Source organism: Microlunatus sp. M237 (assembly GCF_056896895.1).
The window spans coordinates 1,250,354-1,268,490 of sequence record NZ_JBXHBL010000001.1 but is presented as its reverse complement, the minus strand read 5'-3'; the positions used below and the strand labels follow the sequence as shown (position 1 = coordinate 1,268,490).

At 70.9% G+C, this 18,137-nt stretch carries 18 protein-coding genes; 8 read left to right on the top strand and 10 right to left on the bottom strand.

Annotated elements, in window-relative coordinates:
- Nucleotides 1–48: 48 nt before the first annotated feature.
- The 3 genes from AC1XX3_RS06105 (at nt 49) to AC1XX3_RS06095 (ending at nt 2,309) form a co-directional block, all read left to right on the top strand.
- Entirely contained in the window at nt 49–501 is a 453-nt protein-coding gene (locus tag AC1XX3_RS06105; RefSeq protein ID WP_483320172.1) for a hypothetical protein, read from the top strand.
- Entirely contained in the window at nt 498–1,571 is a 1,074-nt protein-coding gene (locus AC1XX3_RS06100) for a zeta toxin family protein (protein WP_483320171.1), read from the top strand. Before AC1XX3_RS06105 ends, AC1XX3_RS06100 begins: the two co-directional genes overlap by 4 nt.
- A gap of 195 nt (nt 1,572–1,766) precedes the next feature.
- Nucleotides 1,767–2,309: a hypothetical protein gene (locus AC1XX3_RS06095; RefSeq protein ID WP_483320170.1), complete on the top strand. Its 543-nt coding sequence runs from the start codon at nt 1,767–1,769 to the stop codon at nt 2,307–2,309.
- 73 nt (nt 2,310–2,382) lie between these two features.
- On the opposite strand, the gene AC1XX3_RS06090 is transcribed toward AC1XX3_RS06095, so the two are convergent.
- The 8 genes from AC1XX3_RS06090 to AC1XX3_RS06055 are packed head-to-tail and all read right to left on the bottom strand — an operon-like array spanning nt 2,383 to nt 10,697.
- Complete coding sequence (locus AC1XX3_RS06090; RefSeq protein WP_483320169.1) at nt 2,383–2,793, bottom strand: DUF4913 domain-containing protein; 411 nt, start codon at nt 2,791–2,793, stop codon at nt 2,383–2,385.
- Nucleotides 2,786–4,603, bottom strand: coding sequence for a type IV secretory system conjugative DNA transfer family protein (locus AC1XX3_RS06085; RefSeq protein ID WP_483320168.1), 1,818 nt, complete (start codon nt 4,601–4,603; stop codon nt 2,786–2,788). The genes AC1XX3_RS06090 and AC1XX3_RS06085 overlap by 8 nt, the downstream gene beginning before the upstream one ends.
- Before the next feature lie 13 nt (nt 4,604–4,616).
- A complete protein-coding gene (locus tag AC1XX3_RS06080; RefSeq protein ID WP_483320167.1) occupies nt 4,617–6,086 on the bottom strand; it encodes an ATP/GTP-binding protein in 1,470 nt (489 codons plus the stop codon).
- Nucleotides 6,087–6,088: 2 nt separating this feature from the next.
- Nucleotides 6,089–7,573, bottom strand: coding sequence for an SCO6880 family protein (locus tag AC1XX3_RS06075; protein ID WP_483320166.1), 1,485 nt, complete (start codon nt 7,571–7,573; stop codon nt 6,089–6,091).
- Nucleotides 7,570–8,958 carry a hypothetical protein gene (locus AC1XX3_RS06070; RefSeq protein WP_483320165.1) on the bottom strand — a complete coding sequence of 463 codons (1,389 nt, stop codon included), beginning with the start codon at nt 8,956–8,958 and terminating at the stop codon, nt 7,570–7,572. Before AC1XX3_RS06070 ends, AC1XX3_RS06075 begins: the two co-directional genes overlap by 4 nt.
- Nucleotides 8,959–8,961: 3 nt before the next feature.
- On the bottom strand, nt 8,962–9,798 hold the full coding sequence (locus AC1XX3_RS06065; protein ID WP_483320164.1) for a DUF8175 domain-containg protein: 837 nt from the start codon (nt 9,796–9,798) through the stop codon (nt 8,962–8,964).
- A gap of 46 nt (nt 9,799–9,844) precedes the next feature.
- A complete protein-coding gene (locus AC1XX3_RS06060) occupies nt 9,845–10,144 on the bottom strand; it encodes a hypothetical protein (protein ID WP_483320163.1) in 300 nt (99 codons plus the stop codon).
- A gap of 1 nt (nt 10,145) precedes the next feature.
- The gene (locus tag AC1XX3_RS06055) at nt 10,146–10,697 is read right to left on the bottom strand and encodes a DUF6668 family protein (RefSeq protein ID WP_483320162.1); all 552 of its coding nucleotides are present in this window, start codon (nt 10,695–10,697) and stop codon (nt 10,146–10,148) included.
- Nucleotides 10,698–10,969: 272 nt separating this feature from the next.
- Here AC1XX3_RS06055 and AC1XX3_RS06050 point away from each other — a divergent pair, with 272 nt between their 5' ends.
- The gene (locus AC1XX3_RS06050) at nt 10,970–12,472 is read left to right on the top strand and encodes a peptidoglycan DD-metalloendopeptidase family protein (protein WP_483320161.1); all 1,503 of its coding nucleotides are present in this window, start codon (nt 10,970–10,972) and stop codon (nt 12,470–12,472) included.
- Here AC1XX3_RS06050 and AC1XX3_RS06045 read toward each other — a convergent pair.
- Complete coding sequence (locus AC1XX3_RS06045) at nt 12,453–12,794, bottom strand: hypothetical protein (protein WP_483320160.1); 342 nt, start codon at nt 12,792–12,794, stop codon at nt 12,453–12,455. The two genes, AC1XX3_RS06050 and AC1XX3_RS06045, sit on opposite strands and share 20 nt — an antisense overlap.
- Here AC1XX3_RS06045 and AC1XX3_RS06040 point away from each other — a divergent pair.
- Together AC1XX3_RS06040 and AC1XX3_RS06035 are read left to right on the top strand one after the other, a co-directional pair.
- Nucleotides 12,766–13,173: a hypothetical protein gene (locus AC1XX3_RS06040; protein WP_483320159.1), complete on the top strand. Its 408-nt coding sequence runs from the start codon at nt 12,766–12,768 to the stop codon at nt 13,171–13,173. The genes AC1XX3_RS06045 and AC1XX3_RS06040 overlap by 29 nt on opposite strands.
- Before the next feature lie 18 nt (nt 13,174–13,191).
- Nucleotides 13,192–15,144 (top strand): MinD/ParA family ATP-binding protein, encoded by a 1,953-nt coding sequence (locus tag AC1XX3_RS06035; RefSeq protein ID WP_483320158.1) that lies wholly within the window; start codon nt 13,192–13,194, stop codon nt 15,142–15,144.
- A 4-nt stretch (nt 15,145–15,148) separates the two neighbouring features.
- Here the strand turns inward: AC1XX3_RS06035 and AC1XX3_RS06030 are convergent, their stop codons facing one another.
- Complete coding sequence (locus tag AC1XX3_RS06030) at nt 15,149–16,078, bottom strand: EamA family transporter (protein ID WP_483320157.1); 930 nt, start codon at nt 16,076–16,078, stop codon at nt 15,149–15,151.
- Nucleotides 16,079–16,150: 72 nt separating this feature from the next.
- On the opposite strand from AC1XX3_RS06030, the gene AC1XX3_RS06025 reads away from it, so the two are divergent.
- Nucleotides 16,151–17,056 (top strand): LysR family transcriptional regulator, encoded by a 906-nt coding sequence (locus AC1XX3_RS06025; RefSeq protein ID WP_483320156.1) that lies wholly within the window; start codon nt 16,151–16,153, stop codon nt 17,054–17,056.
- 309 nt (nt 17,057–17,365) lie between these two features.
- Complete coding sequence (locus AC1XX3_RS06020; RefSeq protein WP_483320155.1) at nt 17,366–18,007, top strand: DedA family protein; 642 nt, start codon at nt 17,366–17,368, stop codon at nt 18,005–18,007.
- Nucleotides 18,008–18,137: the final 130 nt, after the last annotated feature.

Genomic DNA, 18,137 nt, shown 5'->3' with positions numbered 1-18,137 from the left:
GTGTGAGCCCTCGCCCTCCTAGGATGTGAATCCCGGAGAGGAGCACCGTTGCCTGAACACGACTTGGCCGCGATCATCCGACTGCGCCGCGCGCGCGCCAGTGCGGAGGTATCCCGGCTGGACTATCTCCGCGCGGTGGCAGCCGCGGCCACCCAGCTTGGGCCTGAGGATCTCGCCGCCGAGCTGCGGCTCTCCCGCGAGGCCATCAACGACCTCCTGCGCCGCGCCATCCAGGAGCCGGATGCCCGCCCGGGGTTCCATGGTGCCCGGCCGTACGAGATCGCGCAGCGCTACGCCGCGGGACAGCTGACGGCCGACCAGGTCGTCGACGAGCTGAGCCACTGGGCGTACGCGCCCCGGCCAGGTCTAGCGAGTCCCTCCGATGACCTGTGGGCCGACCCGCCCGGGACGGTGGACGAGGTCCGCGCCGCGCTGAGCCACGGCCTCATCGACGACGTCACCTACGACAAGATCCTGACGGCCATCGAGGCGCAGCGATGAGCCCGGAGGTCGGCCCGGACGACGCGGCGGTCACCCGCCACCGGCAACGGCTGGAGGAGCTCTCCCGCGACGACGGTCCGCTCAACGCCTGGGGTCCGCACGCGAGCGTTGCCAACCCCGACTGGTTCCACGTCGGTTCGAAGGTGCCGACGGCCGAGCGGGAGAGGCTGCATGCCCGAATCCTCGCTGACTACGTACGCTCCAAGCCCGACGTCGCGCAGCAGCGCGAGGCGATCGTCCTCGCCGGCCCACCCGGGGCCGGCAAGTCGACGGTCCTGCGCCAGGTCCTCGGGCCTGAGATCGACCGCTGGCGGGTTCTCGACGCCGACTATTTCAAGGAGCAGCTGCTCAGCGAGGCTGTCCGTGACGGCAGCTATCAACGTTCGCTCCTCCCGCCGGAGGTGAGCAGGCTACAGGCGGACGGTGAGCGGTTCTTCCCGCTCGAGATGGCGGCCCTGGTTCACCAGGAGTCGTCGATGTTGGCCGGTCGGGCTCGTAGTGAGGCCATCGCGCGCGGCGACAATCTTGTCGTCGACACCGTCTTGTCGTGGCAGCCGGCGGCCATCCAGACCGGACAGGAGCTGGAGAGGGCCGGCTATCGGGTGCGGGTGATCGACGTGGAGACCACCTACCAGGTCTCGACCGAGCGGATCGCCCACCGCTGGCGGGAGGGCTATCAAGAGGCGGTCCGGTCTGGGGAATCGAATGCGCTGGGCGGCCGGTGGGTCCCGTCGGCGGTGCCCCGCGACCTGTTCGCCGGCGGTGCCGATCAGCCGTCGAAGTCACAGCTGACGGCTCGTGAGCTGGCCGAGCAGTGCCCTGTGGTGCACCGACTGGAGGTCCATCATGTCGCCTCCGTCAGCGCCGAGCCGAAGCTGATCAGTCTGCACGAGCGCGCAGTCCGCGGCGGCCCACTGCTGGAGCAGTCCGCGCTGGAAGCACACCGAGCGAGCGCGCCGATGCGCGCGTTCACGCGCGACCCCGGTCCGCGTCCGGTCCCCACGGACCGGACGCGGCCGTCCTCCCGGCTGGGCGGCGCGTCGGGTCCGGACGTCGACCGGGGTCGGTGAACCGCGGGCAGCTGACCGTCCTGCCGCGAGGTCGGCACTCGTATCGCCCTGCCGCGAGGTCGGCACCCGTATCGCCCTGCCGCGAGGTCGGCACCCGTATCGCCCTGCCGCGAGGTCGGCGCGCGTATCGCCCAGCCGCGATGTCCCCTCCTGTCGGTTACCGGTAGTTCGCCGGTCCGACCTTAGGAGAAGCAGATGTCCGCTCAGATCACGCTGTCAGCCTCGGCCCTCGCCGACCTCGTCGACTCCGTCCTGCGCCCGATACCCAGAGAGCCGGTTGTGGTCGACTCGGCCGGCGCAGTGTGGGCGCGCGGCGACGAGGTGGCGCTCAACCCGCAACCGCTGCCGCCGAAGTCGATCGGCTGGGGACCGGACACCGATCCGGCGCAGTGGGCGGTTGCGGTCCGCGACGTCCTGAGCCGCCACCTCGAGCGGTTCGAGCTGGCTGGCATCATCATCGTCAGTGGCAACGGCGAGAGCGCGGTCGAGGTCACCCGCGCCAGGCTGAACCGACTCGTCGACGAGTTCTGCGGCACCCCGCCCCGGCCGCTGCCCTTTCCCGGCCCGTGGGGTCCCCGGTTCCAGCCCGCGGAGCTGAGCGCCACCCAGCTGTTGGTGGCCGGCGCGCAGTTCCAGCAGGCCGCCGACGCCTTGGTCGACCACCCGCTCACCGCAGCGCTCGAGGACGCTGCCGTGCGACTGTTGGAGACCGGCGCAGCCCGCTCCAGGCAGGGCTGAGCAAGGTTCGCGCCACTCGCTGCAGGCCATCGGCGTACGCCCGCAGCCGGGGAAGCTGTCAGGATCGCACTGGCTAGTGCTGGGGAGCTCGCAGCCAGCTCGGCGCCGGCTCCACCGGCAGTGGGGGCTGTACCCGGTGGTGGGTGGCACTGCAGTCGCTGAACGGCCCCTCGGCATGGGTGAGGGCGGTCAGACACGGGTCGGCGTGGTCGCGCCACCAGACCGAACCGCCGAGCGGGTCGGATCGCAGTGCCTCGAAGGCCTTCCAGCAGGCATCCAGCCGGGCCACGGCCTCCGGATGCTCGAACCAGCGCGAACACCAGCGGAAGTGGCGCTTCTGCTGGTCCACCCGGCGACCGTAGACGGGGGCGACGAACTGTTCCACGAAGTCGTACACGTCGGCGAAGTGGGGCTCCGGTTCCGCCGACTCCCAGCGGCGGTCCCGCTCCGGCTCGCCGCCGTACCCGGCGACCAGCTCAGTCATCGATCCTCCCCACGTTCCACGCCGAACTGGTGTTCGGCACACTCGGGCGGTAGTCCGTCGGCCCTGGAACGGTCGGCGAGTACGGCCGCGGCTGGGAGAAGTCCTCAGTCGGCTGGTAGGACGCGATCGACCGATTGATCTCGGCGGCGTGCGGACCGGAGAACCACGGCTGCGGCTCGATCAGCAGGGCCGGTGTGCCGGAGGCGAACAGGACCGCCCGTCCGGGAGGCAGCTCGCGCAGCTCGGCGACGCTGAGGATGGTCCGCTGCTGGACCGACCGGGTCCGGTTGCGCTGCCCACGGCCGTACGTCTCGCTGCGGACGACCTGGTCGTACGCCCCGATCAGATCACTGAGCCGGCGCAGGAACTTGTCGTCGTCGACCCCGCCGCCGTACACCTTGATGTTGGCCGACGACCACAGCTTCTCCATCCCGGCCGCACCCCAGACCTGCTCACCCTGGGCCCAGTTCTGCAGGATGGTCAGCATCACGATCCCGCGGGAGCCGAAGTGGGAGTAGTACGAGTCGAGGTCGGCGAAGCGGCAGATGTTGGCGGCCTCGTCCAGCACCCCGACGAAGGGGACCGCGAGCCGACCACCGGGACTGGCGGTGGCGAGCTCTTCGGCCGCGTCCACCACGGCCACGGTGAGAGCCGCGACCAGCGGTCCGGCGCTCGCCTCGCCGTCGCGGGACAGCAGATACAACGTGTCGGTGGAGCGGACGAAGGCCCGAGGGTCGAGCTGACGACCGGAACCGAAGGCCGGTGGCGTGATCCAGCGGGTCATCCGGGCGTTGCGGAGGAAGCCCATCAGGGACCGTGCGGTGCCGTAGACGCCGTCCCGCTGTCGGTCCGGCAGCATGATCAGCGCCAGCAGGCTCTCGCCCTGCAGCTGGTAACCCGCGTTCTTGAGCAGGTCGACGGGCTCCTCGTCGGTGGGGTTCGTCAGCCAGGAGTAGACCTGGGTGATCGGTGCGCCTCTCTCGGCCGCGGCCAACAGAAGCAGGCCGATCACGTTCTCGGCCTCGGCGTCGAAGTATGCGTCGGTGCGGGCGTCCGGACGGCGTGCCGAGGCGGCCAGCTGCCGGGCCAGCTTCTCGGCGCGGGCGTCGTCAGTGACATAGCTCAACGGGTTCCACCACCAGTCGGGCTGCTCGCCGGCCACGTTCTGCGGGTCGAAGGGCCAGATCCGACCCTGCTGCGCGCGCAGACCGCGGGTGGCGTCCAGCACATCGCGCTTGTTGCTCGTCACCAGGCACGCACCCGGCGCCTCCAGCACGGCCGGGATGGCGCGGCTGGTCGTCTTGCCCGTACGCGGGCCCCAGATGTCGATCTGCATGTCCTCCCAGGACGCGAAGACCAGCTGCTTGGAGGGCAGTGCCCGACCGATCGGAATGCCCGGTGAGGCACTGGTCACGCCCAGCCGCTGCGCCTTGGCCGCGACCTGTCGTCGGGTCAGCGGGGCGATGTCGCGGCCGCGCGCCAGATGTCGGCTGGAACGGTCTGCCCGGCTCCGCCGGCTGTCTCGCCGCCCGGTCAGGGCGGCGACTCCGATCACGACGGCCACCAGGGCGAGCCCGATCAGTGCGGCCATCGTGGTGGCGGTCGGCGACCAGGGCTGACGACCCCGAGCCAGATCGCGGACCAGCTCGAGCGGGTTGCCCACCGGTGCTGCGGTGCCGTTCCACCACGCCGCCAGGTGGAGGGCGGCCCAGGCGCCACCGGCCATGACGGCGGCCAGGGCCAGCAGCCCCAGCACGACCAGCGTCTCGTCCCGGCGGCTGCCCGGATCGGGCTGACGTGATCTCACCATGACGTCGCCGCCCTCAGCTCGCGGCCTGGACCCAGCGGGCATTGGTGTCATGCAGGTTGAGCTCCGCCTGGGTGAGGCGTACCTCGGTCTGGATGCCGGCGCGTTCGCCGAGCTTGATCAGCACCTTGCCGCAGCCCGGCGGACGGGCCGGTCGGAGGTGACCGGTCACCGGATCGGTGACCATCTTCTGCCGCCAACCCGGCGGGGTCGACCACCGCGCCACCGTGTTGATCTCCACCTCGCTCATCCGCTTCACATCGCTGAGCGAGCGCAGGTCGTCCTTGGCCAGACCGGCCGTGACGACGATCCCGGAGCGCTCGACGAAACCGCGGGCCTTCCAGGTGTCGGCCTGGTTCGACATCGACTCCATGTCCTTGAGGGTGTGGGTGATGAAGATGTTGCCGACACCCTGGCTCCGGTTCAGCCGGGTGATGCCGTCCAACTTGTCGACCAGCCCAGCGCCCTCGATCCGCAGCGGTCGCCACATCTCGTCCATGATCACCAGGTAGTGCCGCTGCGGCTGCAACCCGGCGTCGGACAGCGCGTTCGCGGCCTCGACCGAGGCGAACCCCTCGGACCAGGTGGCGAGCATGATCGCGGCCAGCACGTCGTTGCCGAGCTGCTCCACTCCGGAGATGTCCACGCACACGCCGGTGGCGTCGGTCCGCAGCCGTTCGGTGGTCTGGCCACTGAACGTACGCCCGAGGGCGCCGCCGAGGAGCGCCTTGATCGAGCGGTTCAGCGGCTTCGTGGCTTGGCGGTATTCAGCGTCGTCGTCGGCGAGGGCCGAGTCGAGCATCTCCAGGCTGGGGTGCTGCAGCAGGTAGGACAGGTCCGGCAAGGTGGGCGGTTCGCTGCCGCTGGCACGGTGCTTGTCGGTGAGGATCCGGACCGCCATCGAGATCAGGTTGGCCTCCCAGTCGGCCAGCCGGTCGCGCCGCATGATCTGCACCAGGGTGACGACCATCATCACCGAGCGCTGCAGTGCCTGCTCCCGCAGGGCGTCACCGTCGGTGCCGCCGATCCGGTCCGCCGCCTCGGCCATCGCGCCCTGGTCCAACACATTGAGCCGCTGGCCCTCGCCGAACCGCATCACCTGGCCGCCGAGCGCTCGGATGACGTCCACGTAGTCGGGCTTGAGGTCGCCGAGCACCAGCGGCACAACACCCTGGTCGGCCAGGCCGAGGATCTGACGGACGGCGAACGACGACTTCCCCAGACCCGGCATGCCGAAGATCATCATTGACGGGTTCGAGGCGAGTCCGGCGTTGAACCAGGAGATCGGGTCGCAGCACACCGTGGCCTCGGTCTCGATGTCCTGGCCGATCGGTACGCCGACCACCGGACGGGCGGAGCCGCCGGAGTAGGGCCACAGGCCGCACACCTGGACCGAGGTGCCGCGGTAGGAGCTGGGGGTCGGCAGCAGGTTCCAGGATCCGCCGCCGGCGCCCTTGAAGCCACGGGGGCCCATCGGGTTGCGCATGCTCAGACCAGCTCCCTGACCTTGGCGGGAATGACGGTGTGCTCCCACGGGACGAAGCCGACAGGCAGGGTGGTGGCGAAGGCAGACGCCTGCGAGCCGTAGGAACGGCGCACCCGCAGCGGGATGGCGCCGGCCCGGCTCTCGATGGTGGAGGCGGCCTGGACCAGGTCGTCCTCCTTGGTCACCGTGGCGGTCACCAGGATGGAGAAGCGGACCAGCGCGGCACCGGAGGCCACCTCCTGGCGGGCCTGCTCGGTGGCCCGCATCGCCAGCGACGCGGCGGCGGTGATCTTCTTCTTGCTGGTGCTGGCCACGAAGGTCGCGGTCTGCGCATCGCTCTCAGACACCTTGGCGCTCTCCTCCGGCGTGTGCGGTCGATAGATCAGAGCGACCCGCTTGCGGACGAAGTCGCGGTGCGGACGCAGCACGCCGGCGAGCGCCAGCTCCTTCACCGCCGCCCGAGGCGGCCGGGTCATCTCCCAGGTGATGGAGATCCCGGAGTCGTGGCGGTAGTGGTCCCACGCCGCCTGGTCGGCGACCGGGCCGGCGTCGCCCCACTCGACGTCCTCGTCGAGACCGGCCAGCTCGGCCTGCTCGAGGTAGCGCTGAGCGGCGGGGTCGTACGCCGCCCGGACGATCTTGGGCAGCTCGGACATGGTCACCATGTCGACCGCACCGCCGCCGGCGGCCTGGAGCTGGCCGAGCAGCGACGGCACCTTGCGGGCCAGCTCGGCCAAGATGTCTTCCTCCCGACCCCGCTTGGACAGGCTCCGGCCCCGATAGGTCAGCTCCACGTAGGTGACGTTCTCGCTGGAGGCGACCGGGAAGGTCGCCACGCACTCGTCCATCACCGCCCGGGCGATGTCCGGGCTGTTCGGCACCCGGGTGGCGTGGACCATGGCCCCGAGCCGCCCGCCCGGATCCGGTGCCGTGTCCACGATCGACTTGGCGCAGACCAGTCCCTGCTCCTGCCCGATGCTGGCGAGCACGCCGCCGTAGCCGGCGACCCACATGTTCAGCCGTTCCTGGTCCTGGAGACCGGGACCTTCGGCCAGGCAGCGGGCGACGATGGTGTAGAGGCCACCCGCCCTCGGGTTCTTGATCACGACGAAGGGGTTGCCGAAGGCGTCGTCCTTCGACTTCAAGGTGGTGCGGCCGAGCATCCCGGGGAGCCGGATGCTGGGGTCGGAGTTGAAGCTGAACACGCCAGACCTCCATTGATGTTCACGGTTGCGGACCTGCCGGGCCCAGGCGATCCGGGCGGCGAGGGAGTGGCCGACGGGCGTGGCTACGGCGGTGAAGAGGACGCCGAAGATCCCCACGGTGACCAGGCCCTCCAGTGGCCCGCCGATCATCATGGCGAGCAGGCCGACGAGGAGGCCGGTCAGCATCAGCACGGTGCCGGCCAGACCGAAGCCGCCGATGCCGGGGGAGCGCTGCTCGACCCAGTTGCCGTAGGTCGGGCGTTCAATCGCGGTGGTCGTCATGATTCATCTCCTACGGCGCCCGAGGCGCTGTCGCTGACCCTGGTGGCCACGGCCGCTCCGCGTCCGACGGCCATCCACACGTCGGGGTTCCGACCGCCGCCGTCGGCGCCCGAGGCGCTGCTGCCCGACCCAGCGCTGCCCGAGCCACCACCACCGGATCCACCACCGCTCGATCCGCCACCCTCGGAGCTCAATCCGCCGGAGTGCGCCGTGGTGGCCGACCCACCTTCGGGGCCGCCACCGCCGGGGCTGGAGCTGGTGGAGCCATCGCCGACGGCGCTGGGGCTTGCCGTGCCGCCGGCCGGGTCGCCACCGACGGCGGCCGAGGTGCCGCCCCCACCGCTGGAGGCGGCGCCGGCCGCCTCTCCGGCGCCGCTAGCACCGCCGACCGCCCCGCCACCCGCTCCGGCGGCGCCACCGGCCGAGCCGAGGGAACTGGCAGCACCTGAGCCGGCGAAACCGCCACCGGCCGCCGCGGCGCCGCCGGTGGCCGCGATGGCACCGGTCGCCACGACAGCGCCCACCATCGCCCCGGTGAGCTGTCCCGCCATCGCGCCGGCGTTGCCGCCTGCCATCGCAGCGGTCGCCGGGACCAGAAAACGCATCAGGGCAGGAAGAGCCAAGATGGCCAGCACCATCATGAAGATGCCCGACAGCTGGGTGGCCAGGTCCTGCTCCGAGCCGGCCATCTCGAACGACGCGGCGTAGATCAGAGCGGCCACCGGCTTGTAGATCACGAAGGCGATGGTCCAGGCCACGGCCTTGCTCCACTGCTGCTTGCCGGAACCGGTGTTGCTGGCGGCGGCGGTCAGCGGCAGCACCCCCGCCAGGATGATGATCATGCCGTTGCGGATCAACATCAGTCCGAGCTGGATCACCTGAGCGATGATCACGACGAAGGCGAGGATCAGCACGATGCCGGGGTTGGCGACCGCTGCGAACACCACCGTCTGGGAGAAGTCCAGGTCCGCCTCATCGAGAACCCACTCGGAGAAGGCATCCCCGGCCTCGACACCCAACATGATCAAGAAGCCCGCCGCGCTCGACGCCAGCACCACCCTCACGATCGCCTCGCTCAGCTCTCGGAAGTGGCTGAAGTTGCCCGTGGTGGCGATCCGATAGGCGGCGACGAAGATCGAGAACACCATCACCGACAACACGATGAAATGCAGGTGGTCAGAGACCCACCCGGTGACCGAGGCCGATGAGTCGACGTCGGGTGACGGCGCCTTCAGCCAGGCGGTGCTCAGGTTCTCGATCGCCCACTCGGCACCTTCCTTGAAAGCGCTGGCCAAGGCCTCGAGCACGGCCGAGCCGAGTCCACCGATGGTGTTGTTGACCGCCTCCGTGACGCAGGCGACCGGGTCGGTGACGCCGCAACCCATGGCTCAGGCCCCCCACGGGACGTACTGGCTGGGTGGACCCTGGATGCAGCCGGACGGCGTCTGCCCGTTGGGCTGCAGCCGCAGCTTCCAGTCGCCCTCGCTCCAGAGCACCGCGAACGAGCAGGTCACGTCGGTCTGACCGGCCCCGAGAAAGAGGGTCACGGTCGCCTCGTCGTTGGTGTAGCGGTCGACCACGAAACCCTTGGGCGTGACCGGGGTGGTCGGTGGCTCTTGCGGCCCTTCGGCCAGCCGGGTGGTCTGCCCGACGCCGGGCACTGTCTGCTCCCGGACCACGGTCTCGAAGTCCTCCGCCAGGCCGTCGACCCGCAGCGCGATCGTGTACGCCGCGATCAGCGCCCCGGACGGTGTCCGGGCGTAGCACGACCACGGCCCCGTCTCGGTCCGCCGGCCGGGCCCGTACGCGGGCGAGACCGGATAGGACCAACCGTTCACGCTCTGCCACTGAATGTCGGTCGGCGCCGTGGCCGGCAGCTCGTTGGTGCCGCCCCGCAACCCGCACGACGACGAATAGCCGACGGTCCCCGGGGTCGACGCGGAGGTCGGTGGGGCGTTCGGCGGGGCCGGAGTGGTAGGCGGTGGAGGTGGAGTTGCGGGCGCGGACGGGCTGACCGGAGTCGGGCTGGCCGGAGTGGGGCTGGCCGGAACTGGGCTAGCCATAGTGGGGGGTGAGGTGGTGGCCGGAGGTAGGTCGGCCCGGTCGCCGCCCCGACCGACCACGACCACCACGGCGGCGACCAGCACGGCGACCAGGACCAGCCCAGCGAGGATCGTGCGGGGCTGGGCGAGGAAGGGTCGGGGTGAGTCCGAAGGTGCAGCCATCGGGCGCGGGTGCCTTTCCGGGAGGGGGCGGGGGGACGTGTCCGGCTCAGCCCATGAAGAAGCCGACCAGCGACGCGGCGGAGCCGGCCAGGATGCAGGCGGTAGCGACGCCGCCGAGCATCGAGGCCTTCTCACCGAACTCGCCGCGGCGGTAGGCCAGGGCCATCAGGCCGGCGCACACCAAGAGACCGGCGACGCAGGCCGCGCCGACGACGTACATGCCGAAGGACAGCGCGGTGTTGACCTTCCGCTGGACGGCCTCCGGGGCGTTGCCGCCACCGGGGTTGGGGATCTGCAGCAGCGGCATCCAGAGCCGGTACGGCAGGGCGAGCAGCTTGTCGACCATCTCAGTTCTCCTTCGTTGTCAGGGCCAGCACACTGGCCCCGGTCTTGAAGACGGCCGGGTGTGCCGTCTCGGGTGTCTCGCGCCAAGCCGGGATCCAGGGGATGTGCAGCACGGTGGGTGCCGCTCCCGAGAGCTCGTGCAGGCGCAGCTTGAGGTTCTTGGTGAGCTTGGCGGGGCAGTCCGCCACCACCACCAGGGCCACAACGTCGAGCCCGAGCCGGGCGCCGGAAGCCCACTCGTGCAGGGCTCGCCCGGCGGCGCGGAAGCCGGTGGCGTTCGAACGGCAGACCAGCGCCACGCTGCGCGGCCAGCCGAGCGCCGGGTCGGGCCAGGCGCCGCCGAGGTCGGCGCCGACCTGGCTGTGCCGCGCCAGGGACGTGGCTCCGGCGCCGCCATGGGCCCCGAGCCAACCGAACGGCTGCCGGGTGGGACAGGGCTGGTCGGTGGTGGGCAGCAGCGGACCGGTGACGGGTGGGGCGCCGATCACCTCGGGCAGCGCCTCGGCCGGTGGCGGAGCAAGCAGCTGCTGCTGCGCCACCTCGGTCGCGCCCATGGATGCCACTGCCCACGGGGACGGTGGAGGGGCTTGGTCTCGAGCCACGGCGGGTCCCTTCCGGCTCTGGCCCCGAGGGGCGGTCGACGTCCGAGAAACGACAGTAAGTCGACTGGGTGTCACTTCCGGGCCAACCCTGGACTGCTCCTTTCGCTTGATCATGAAAGCAATTGCTCCGGATGAGGTGAACCGCTCGATCCCTACCCTGGTACGGGTCTGCCGTCCGCGGTGGCGTATCCCCGAGCTGTTCCCTGACCCGACCGGTGGTGTAGATGAGCGACGACGGCGGCACCAACAGCAGTGGGCTGCTGGCCGGCGCCGCCGTGATCCTGGTCCCGTTCTTGATCATGATCGGTCTCCCGCTACTGATGATCATGGCCATGTCGGGCGCGCGCGACCTGCCCGACAGCGGCAGCGGTTCGGGCACCGGATTGAACGAGGCCGCCGTGCCGGCGGAATATCTGCCGTACCTGCTCGAGGCAGCGACGCGTTGTCCTGAGGTGACCGGTCCGGTGCTCGCGGCGCAGATCGAGCAGGAGTCGGGCTGGAATCCGAATGCGCAGTCGCCGGCGGGCGCGCAGGGGATCGCCCAGTTCATGCCCGGCACCTGGGCGACGTGGGGCAAGGACTACAGCGGCGACGGGCGGGCGGACGTCTTCAACGCCCAAGACGCCATCGGCAGCCAGGCCGACTACATGTGCAGCCTGGCCGCCTTCGTCGCGGAGAAGCTGGCGCTCGGCCAGATCAAGGGCGACCCGCTCAGTCTGTTGCTGGCCTGCTACAACGCCGGTCCCGGCAACGTCGTGAAGTACGGCGGCGTGCCGCCTTTCAGTGAGACCCAGGAGTACGTCCGCCGCATCCTGGCGCGGATCCCCGCGTTCACCAGCTCCGGTGGGACGTACGGGGCGGGGGTCTGGGCGCAGCCGCTGAAGAGCTACACCCTGACGGCACGTTTCGGCGACGTCGGCAGCTGGGCGCTCGGCTACCACACCGGGCTGGACTATGCGGCACCGATCGGTGCGACGGTGCACGCCGTGTCCGGTGGCACCGTCACCGCGGTGGGTGGCGCCGGTGACTACGGCACTCGGGTCGTGATCGACCACGGCAACGGCATCATCTCGACCTACAACCACCTCGGTGCGACGAGTGTTCGCCAAGGCGCCACCGTGCAGGTGACGACCGAGATCGGTCGGGTCGGCATGACCGGGCGTACGTTCGGCCCGCACCTGCACCTGGAGATCCGCAAGAACGACCCGCACGCCGTCGACCAGCACAAGGCCATCGACCCGGCGGCCTTCCTACGCCAGCACGGCAACGACCCGAACTCCCCGGTGCCGTTCGACCAGCTGCCCTCCGGCGACGACGGGGGCGGCCAGGGCGGGATCGTCGACGCCGCCCGGCGCTATCTCGGCACCCCGTACGTCTGGGGTGGCGGCGGCACCAACGGACCCAGCGGTGGTGGCTTCGACTGCTCCGGTCTGGTCCAGTACGCCGTCCACACCGGGGCGGGGATCACCCTGCCGCGCACCGCCGACCAGCAGGCGCGCGACTCGCGCGGCCGCACCATCCAGCGCGACTTCTCGCGGCTGCGTCCGGGCGACATCATCGGTTTCTCCGACAGCGGCGGCGCGAACTATCAACACATCGGCATCTACATCGGCGACGGCAAGATGATCCACGCGCCCCGACCGGGCAAGACCGTGGAGATCGCCACCGTGCGCGGCAACAGCTATTGGGAGGCGATGACGTGGTCGGTCAAACGGTTCCACGGGTGAGCAGGCTCGGGCTGGTGCTCGTCGCCGTCGTCCTCGCTGCGGTCGGCTGCTCCCAGGAGTCGGCGCAACCCGCTGCACAGGGCCCGGCCGGTCCATCGGCCACGCCGTTCACCAGCCCGCCGTCCTCGTCGCCGTCGTCCTCGTCGCCGTCGTCCTCGTCGCCCTCGTCCCCGTCGGCCTCGTCGGCCTCGTCCCCGTCGGTCTCGTCCCCTTCGACGGGACCCGGGTCGGCCGAGCCGGTGCCGGCGGGCAAGTCCGGTACGCCGCGCGGCGGGGTGGTCGACCCGCGCCGGGTGGACGAGCGCAGTCTCGACGCGGTCACCGATGCCGTCGTCACGACCATCTGGACCACAGACACCCGGATCGATCGCAGTCCGATGGACGGCTCACGGCGCGCGATGCGGTGGCTGACCGCGGACTATGCGGCGGCGGTGCGGCAACCGATGCCCGGCGGTGGCGGCGCCGACTGGACCGACTTGGCGGCGCACGACGGCTATACCGAGGTCAAGGCCGCCAGGTCCTACGAGCAGGGGCAGCCGAAGGACACCGCGACCACCGGGTATCGGGCCCGCGTGGTCACCGTCACACCACGAGGTCGCGGCGGATGGAGCCAGACGCCCCGTGAGCTCGTCGCATATGTCACGTTGCACCGCGCCCACGCCACCGCCGGCTGGCGGGTCGGCGAGGTCCGCACCGGCTAGACGAGGAGACGAGAAGACATGGCAAAGCAGGCAGTGGTCAAGGTGGCACCGTTCCCGATCGTGCTGCTCACCATCCGAGGGACCGACGTCAGCGTCAACGGTCAGCGGATCGAGCACGACGGTTCGACCGACCCCCACCAGGTGGCTGTGCACGCGGTGGCCCGGACGGTCTGCGCCGAGCTGAACCGGCCGGTCCGCGCCTTGGCCGAGGACGACCACGGCACCACCCGGCTCGTCGTCCACCCCGATGGCCATGCCTCGGATGTGGAGCAGATCACCGCAGCGCAGGCGGCGGCCGACCGGGCTCAGGCCGAGGCGGATGCCGGCTGGGCACCGGGAGGAGGCCGGCCCGGACCGGCGCCGGAGCCGCAGTCCGGCAGCCCGGTGAGCATGGAGGCGTTCCAGCAGTCGTTGCGGCTCCCGCCCGCCCAGTCTCCGCAGTCATTCCCGTTCCAGCCACCCCCGTCCGCTGACCGGTCGAGGTATCCGGGGCCGTTCCCCGGCTCGGCGGCGCCCGCCGGCGAGCCGTACGCTCCGCAGACCCCGATGGCGCCTCAGGGCGGCCACCGCCCGACTCCAGACCCCGATCCGGCGCCCGGCTTCAGCTGGGAGCTGCCGGCGGAACCGCCGGCGTCACGATCCCGCCGCCGCAAGGGTGGCGGGTCGGCGCCGACGGGAGCCTGGGCGCCCGCTCCGATCCCGCCGCAGCAGCAGGAGGCGGTCTCGTGGGCACCGTCGCCGCCTGAGGTCGCGCGCCACCAGCCGACCCCGGCCCCGAGACCGCAGCAGCCTCAGACGTGGTTGAACCCGTTCGGCGGTACGCCGTTGCCGACGTCGGGGCCGAGCGCAGCACCGGTCGGGGCGGGGGAGCCCGACCAGCAGCCGACCCACGTCCCGCGATCGCCGGACACCGCACCCGGTCGCTCCGCACCGATGCCGCAGCCTCGCCCGGCCGCTGGCATCGAGACCCCGCCGGCCGGTCTGCCGGTCGCGGCGCCGCCCGTCGTTGCCCCTGCCGACCGGGCGAGCGGATCCGCTGCCGTTCCGGGGTGGGAGCTCCCGGCGTCAGCGTCCTTCCTCGGCGGTCCCGATGCCGAAGATCCCGCCGCGGTGGGGTTTCGAGGGCTGCTGACCAAGGTCGGCATCCGCACCGCCCCGAGCGAGGCGGAGCGGGCTGAGCGGGCGGACGTGTCCGCGGTCAGCGCGCACTGGCCGGGGCCGCGGACCATCGCCGTGGTCAACGGCAAGGGCGGGGCCGGCAAGACGCCGCTCACCGTGCTGCTGAGCGCGGTGTTCGCCCGCCACGGCGGGTCGGGCGTGCTTGCCTGGGACAACAACGAGACCCGCGGCACCCTCGGTTGGCGGACCGAGCAGGCCACGCACCTGGCCCACTTCCAGGACCTGCTGCCGCATGCGGAGGAGCTGATGCAGCCGGCTGCGCAGGTGGGTCAGCTGGCCGAATTCGTCCATCACCAGCGGGAGGACAAGTTCGACGTACTCCGCTCCAACCCTGCCCTGCTGGCCCAGCAGCAGCGGCTCACCGCCGACTCCTTCGACGCAGTCCACCGGGTGATCAGCAAGTACTACCGGCTGATCATCGTTGACTCCGGCAACGACGAGAGCGCCCCGAACTGGCTGCGGATGATGGACCACGCCGACCAGATCGTGGTGGCCACCACCACCCGGCCCGACCACGCCGAGGCCGGGCGGCTGCTGCTGGACGCCCTGGCCCAGCGGGACGAGCGGTCGGCGCAGCTGGCGGCCAAGGCCGTGGTGGTGGTGTCCCAGGCGGACAAGGAGGAGGCGCTGGCGACCAAGATTGCGGAAGGGTTCAGCGGAGTGGGCCGGACCGCGCTGACGGTGCCGTACGACCAGGCGCTGCGGGCCACGCATCTGCGCTTCGCCGCGCTGGCGCCGCGGACCCAGCGGGCGGTGCTGCGGGCCGCCGCCGAGGTCGCAGCCCGGCTGTAGGCGGTCAGGGTGCTGACCGGGTGACCTCCGGGATCACCTCGGCGACCGGATCTCCCTCGGCGGTACGGCGGCGTCGCGGAGCGGAGGCGAACAGCACCCCGGCCACCACGGCGATCCCGGCTGCCAGCTCGACGGTGTCGATCAGCTCCCCGAACGCCACCCAGGAAGCCAGCACGCCGACCACCGGGACCAGCATCGAGAACGGTGCCACCTGGTTGGACGGGTGCCGCGACAGCAGCGTGTTCCACAGGCCGTAGCCGACCAGGGTGGCGATGACCACCACGTAGAGCAGGCCGAGGACCGCCGGCAGGGCGTCGACGGTGAATGCGGTGGCCAGTGAGTGGCCGATGGCGCGGGGTCCCTCGAGGGCCAGGCTGAGGATCAGCATCGGGATCGGTGGCACCACCGACATCCACAAGGTGAGGTGCAGCGGCTTCGGGGCGGCGGCCTTGCGGCTGCAGACGTTGCCGATGGCCCAGCCCAGCGCCCCGCACAGGGTGAGGACGACCGGCAGCAGGGCGGCGACCTGGGCCCGGTGGACGGCGATCACGATCAGGCCGAGCACCGCGATGCCGATCCCGATCAGCTGCTGCCGGGTGAGCCGCTCGCGCAGCCAGATGCCGGCAAGCAGGACGGTGAACGGGGCGGAGGCCTGCAGCACCAGCGAGGCCAGTCCGCTCGGCATGCCGGCCGCCATCCCGACGTAGAGGAAGGCGAACTGCAGCACGCCGAGGCCGAGGCCGGTGCCGAGCAGCCAGCGGAGCGGCACCTGCGGGCGGGGGACGAGCAGCAACGTCGGGACGGCGACCAGGGCGAAGCGCAGCGCGACCAGGAACAGCGGCGGGAAGTGCTCCAGCGCGAGCGCCGTGGCGGGGAAGTTGATGCCCCAGCAGACGGCGACGATGAGAGCGAGAAGGCGGTCGCGGAGGGGCACGGGTCCATCGTGGCCCGAGTTGGCACTGAAGCACCAGCGAATAGACCTTCATGATCGATGTAGCCTCCCTACATGGATGTCGAGCATCTGGCGGTGCTGCGCGAGCTGGCTGATCGGGGCAGTGTCACCGAGGTGGCGTACGCGACCGGGCGGACGCCGAGTGCGGTGTCGCAGCAACTGAAGCTGCTGCAGCGCGAGGTCGGCGTCACGCTGGTCGAGCGGGTGGGTCGCGGGGTGCAGCTGACCGACGCCGGGCTGGCGCTGGTGGCGAGCTCGCGCGGGATCGCCACGGCCATCGCCGAGGCGGAGGCGGCCTGGCAGGCCTATCTCGGCGAGGTGGGCGGCAACGTACGGTTGGCGCTGTTCTTCTCCGCGGCCGAGCTGCTGCTGCCCGGCGTGCTGGACCGGTTGGCCGCCCACCCGGCCATCACGCTGGAGACGATCGACCAGGATGTGGCCCAGGACGGGTTCGCCGCGCTGACGGTGGACCACGACCTGGTGGTGGCGCACCGCTCCGACGACCGCGAGGTGCCTGACCGCTCCGGGCTGGAGGTGGTGCCGCTGCTGCGGGAGCCGCTCGACGTCGCTCTCCCGCTGGACCATCCGCTCGCCGGTCGGGCCAGCCTGTCGCCATCGGACGTGATCACCGAGGACTGGATAGCGCCGCCGGCGGACTTCCCGATCGACCGGGCGCTGAGTGCCATCGCCGCGCGGGCCGGGTCGCCTGTCCGGGTGGTGCGTCGGTCCACCCATCTGCCGCTGATGGAGAAGCTGGTGGCCCGGGGCCATGGGATCGCGCTGCTGCCCCGGCACACCACGGTGGAGCACGCCGCCGGCAAGATCGCGCTGGTGCCGCTGACCGACATCCGCGCGGGCCGGCATCTCGAGGTCCTGATGCGGCCCGACCGGGCGGCCCGGCGGGCGGTCCAGGTGGTGCTGGCGGCGCTGGTGGCGGAGGCCGCGCTCTATGCCGACTGATCCGTAGTCGCCAGCAGGTGATCGAGCCGATCCGTCCCACCGACGGCGGCGGCGTCATCTGGTGCTCGTCGCAGTGGGCAGCGCCGACGCCGGCCGTTTCGGACAGGACCTGCAGCGGCTCGCCGAGGAACTCCCGGCCGCCGGCGCCGCTGGCAAAGCATTCTGATCGAGCTGTGAGAAACCATCAGCTCCGAGCTGCTCACCAAAGATGTCGCCAGTTCAGAGGCTTCAGATGGTGCGGATATCCCCACCACGGCGGGTGGCTGGCTCTACTGACCGCATCACCGGTCCGTCCATAGCTTGGTCGACATGGACAAAGATTCTGCTGACCTGAATGCTGTCGCTGAGTGGGCGGTCGCGCTGATGGAATCACTGGGTGGTCCGGGCGCCGGTTTGGCCATCGCACTGGAGAACCTGTTTCCGCCGTTGCCCAGTGAAATCATCCTGCCGCTGGCCGGATTTACCGCCAGCCGGGGGACGTTCGGTCTCATCGAGGTGCTGATCTGGACCACGCTCGGCTCCGTGGTGGGCGCGTGGGTCCTCTACGGGCTGGGCGCTTCGTTGGGCCGCGACAGGCTCCGGCGCATCGTGGCCCGGGTGCCTCTTATGAGGGTCTCCGATGTCGACAGGGCGGAGGAGTGGTTCGCGCGGCACGGATCGAAGGCTGTGTTCTTCGGACGGATGATCCCGCTCTTCCGCAGCCTGATTTCGATTCCCGCGGGCATCGAGAGGATGCCACTGGCTCGGTTCACGCTGCTGACCGGCGCAGGAAGCGTCATCTGGAACACCACCTTCGTCTCGGCCGGCTATCTCCTGGGTGAAAATTGGGTTCTTGTGGAGCAGTACGCGGACACGTTGCAAAAACTCGTGATCGCTGCGGTCGCCGTATCCGCGGGCGCGTTCTTGGTGCTGCGGGTGCGTCAGCGCATGTCGGGCAAACTTGTGCCGTGAACCCTGAGACGTCGCAGTACGGAGCGGGCGGACACCGAACCGGGGAGGCCTTCGTGAGCGCAGGACGGGGGCTTGTCGGATCGGTCGCGGGCGCTCTTCTGTTTCCTGCGCAGCTGTCGGCGCTGGTCGC

Excerpts from the sequence above, each read along its gene's own strand:
- AC1XX3_RS06100 (WP_483320171.1), top strand. The coding sequence starts at position 498 with ATGAGCCCGGAGGTCGGCCCGGACGACGCGGCGGTCACCCGCCACCGG.
- AC1XX3_RS06095 (WP_483320170.1), top strand. The coding sequence starts at position 1,767 with ATGTCCGCTCAGATCACGCTGTCAGCCTCGGCCCTCGCCGACCTCGTC.
- AC1XX3_RS06090 (WP_483320169.1), bottom strand. The coding sequence starts at position 2,793 with ATGACTGAGCTGGTCGCCGGGTACGGCGGCGAGCCGGAGCGGGACCGC.
- AC1XX3_RS06085 (WP_483320168.1), bottom strand. The coding sequence starts at position 4,603 with ATGGTGAGATCACGTCAGCCCGATCCGGGCAGCCGCCGGGACGAGACG.
- AC1XX3_RS06080 (WP_483320167.1), bottom strand. The coding sequence starts at position 6,086 with ATGCGCAACCCGATGGGCCCCCGTGGCTTCAAGGGCGCCGGCGGCGGA.
- AC1XX3_RS06075 (WP_483320166.1), bottom strand. The coding sequence starts at position 7,573 with ATGACGACCACCGCGATTGAACGCCCGACCTACGGCAACTGGGTCGAG.
- AC1XX3_RS06070 (WP_483320165.1), bottom strand. The coding sequence starts at position 8,958 with ATGGGTTGCGGCGTCACCGACCCGGTCGCCTGCGTCACGGAGGCGGTC.
- AC1XX3_RS06065 (WP_483320164.1), bottom strand. The coding sequence starts at position 9,798 with ATGGCTGCACCTTCGGACTCACCCCGACCCTTCCTCGCCCAGCCCCGC.
- AC1XX3_RS06060 (WP_483320163.1), bottom strand. The coding sequence starts at position 10,144 with ATGGTCGACAAGCTGCTCGCCCTGCCGTACCGGCTCTGGATGCCGCTG.
- AC1XX3_RS06055 (WP_483320162.1), bottom strand. The coding sequence starts at position 10,697 with ATGGGCGCGACCGAGGTGGCGCAGCAGCAGCTGCTTGCTCCGCCACCG.
- AC1XX3_RS06050 (WP_483320161.1), top strand. The coding sequence starts at position 10,970 with ATGAGCGACGACGGCGGCACCAACAGCAGTGGGCTGCTGGCCGGCGCC.
- AC1XX3_RS06035 (WP_483320158.1), top strand. The coding sequence starts at position 13,192 with ATGGCAAAGCAGGCAGTGGTCAAGGTGGCACCGTTCCCGATCGTGCTG.
- AC1XX3_RS06025 (WP_483320156.1), top strand. The coding sequence starts at position 16,151 with ATGGATGTCGAGCATCTGGCGGTGCTGCGCGAGCTGGCTGATCGGGGC.
- AC1XX3_RS06020 (WP_483320155.1), top strand. The coding sequence starts at position 17,366 with ATGGACAAAGATTCTGCTGACCTGAATGCTGTCGCTGAGTGGGCGGTC.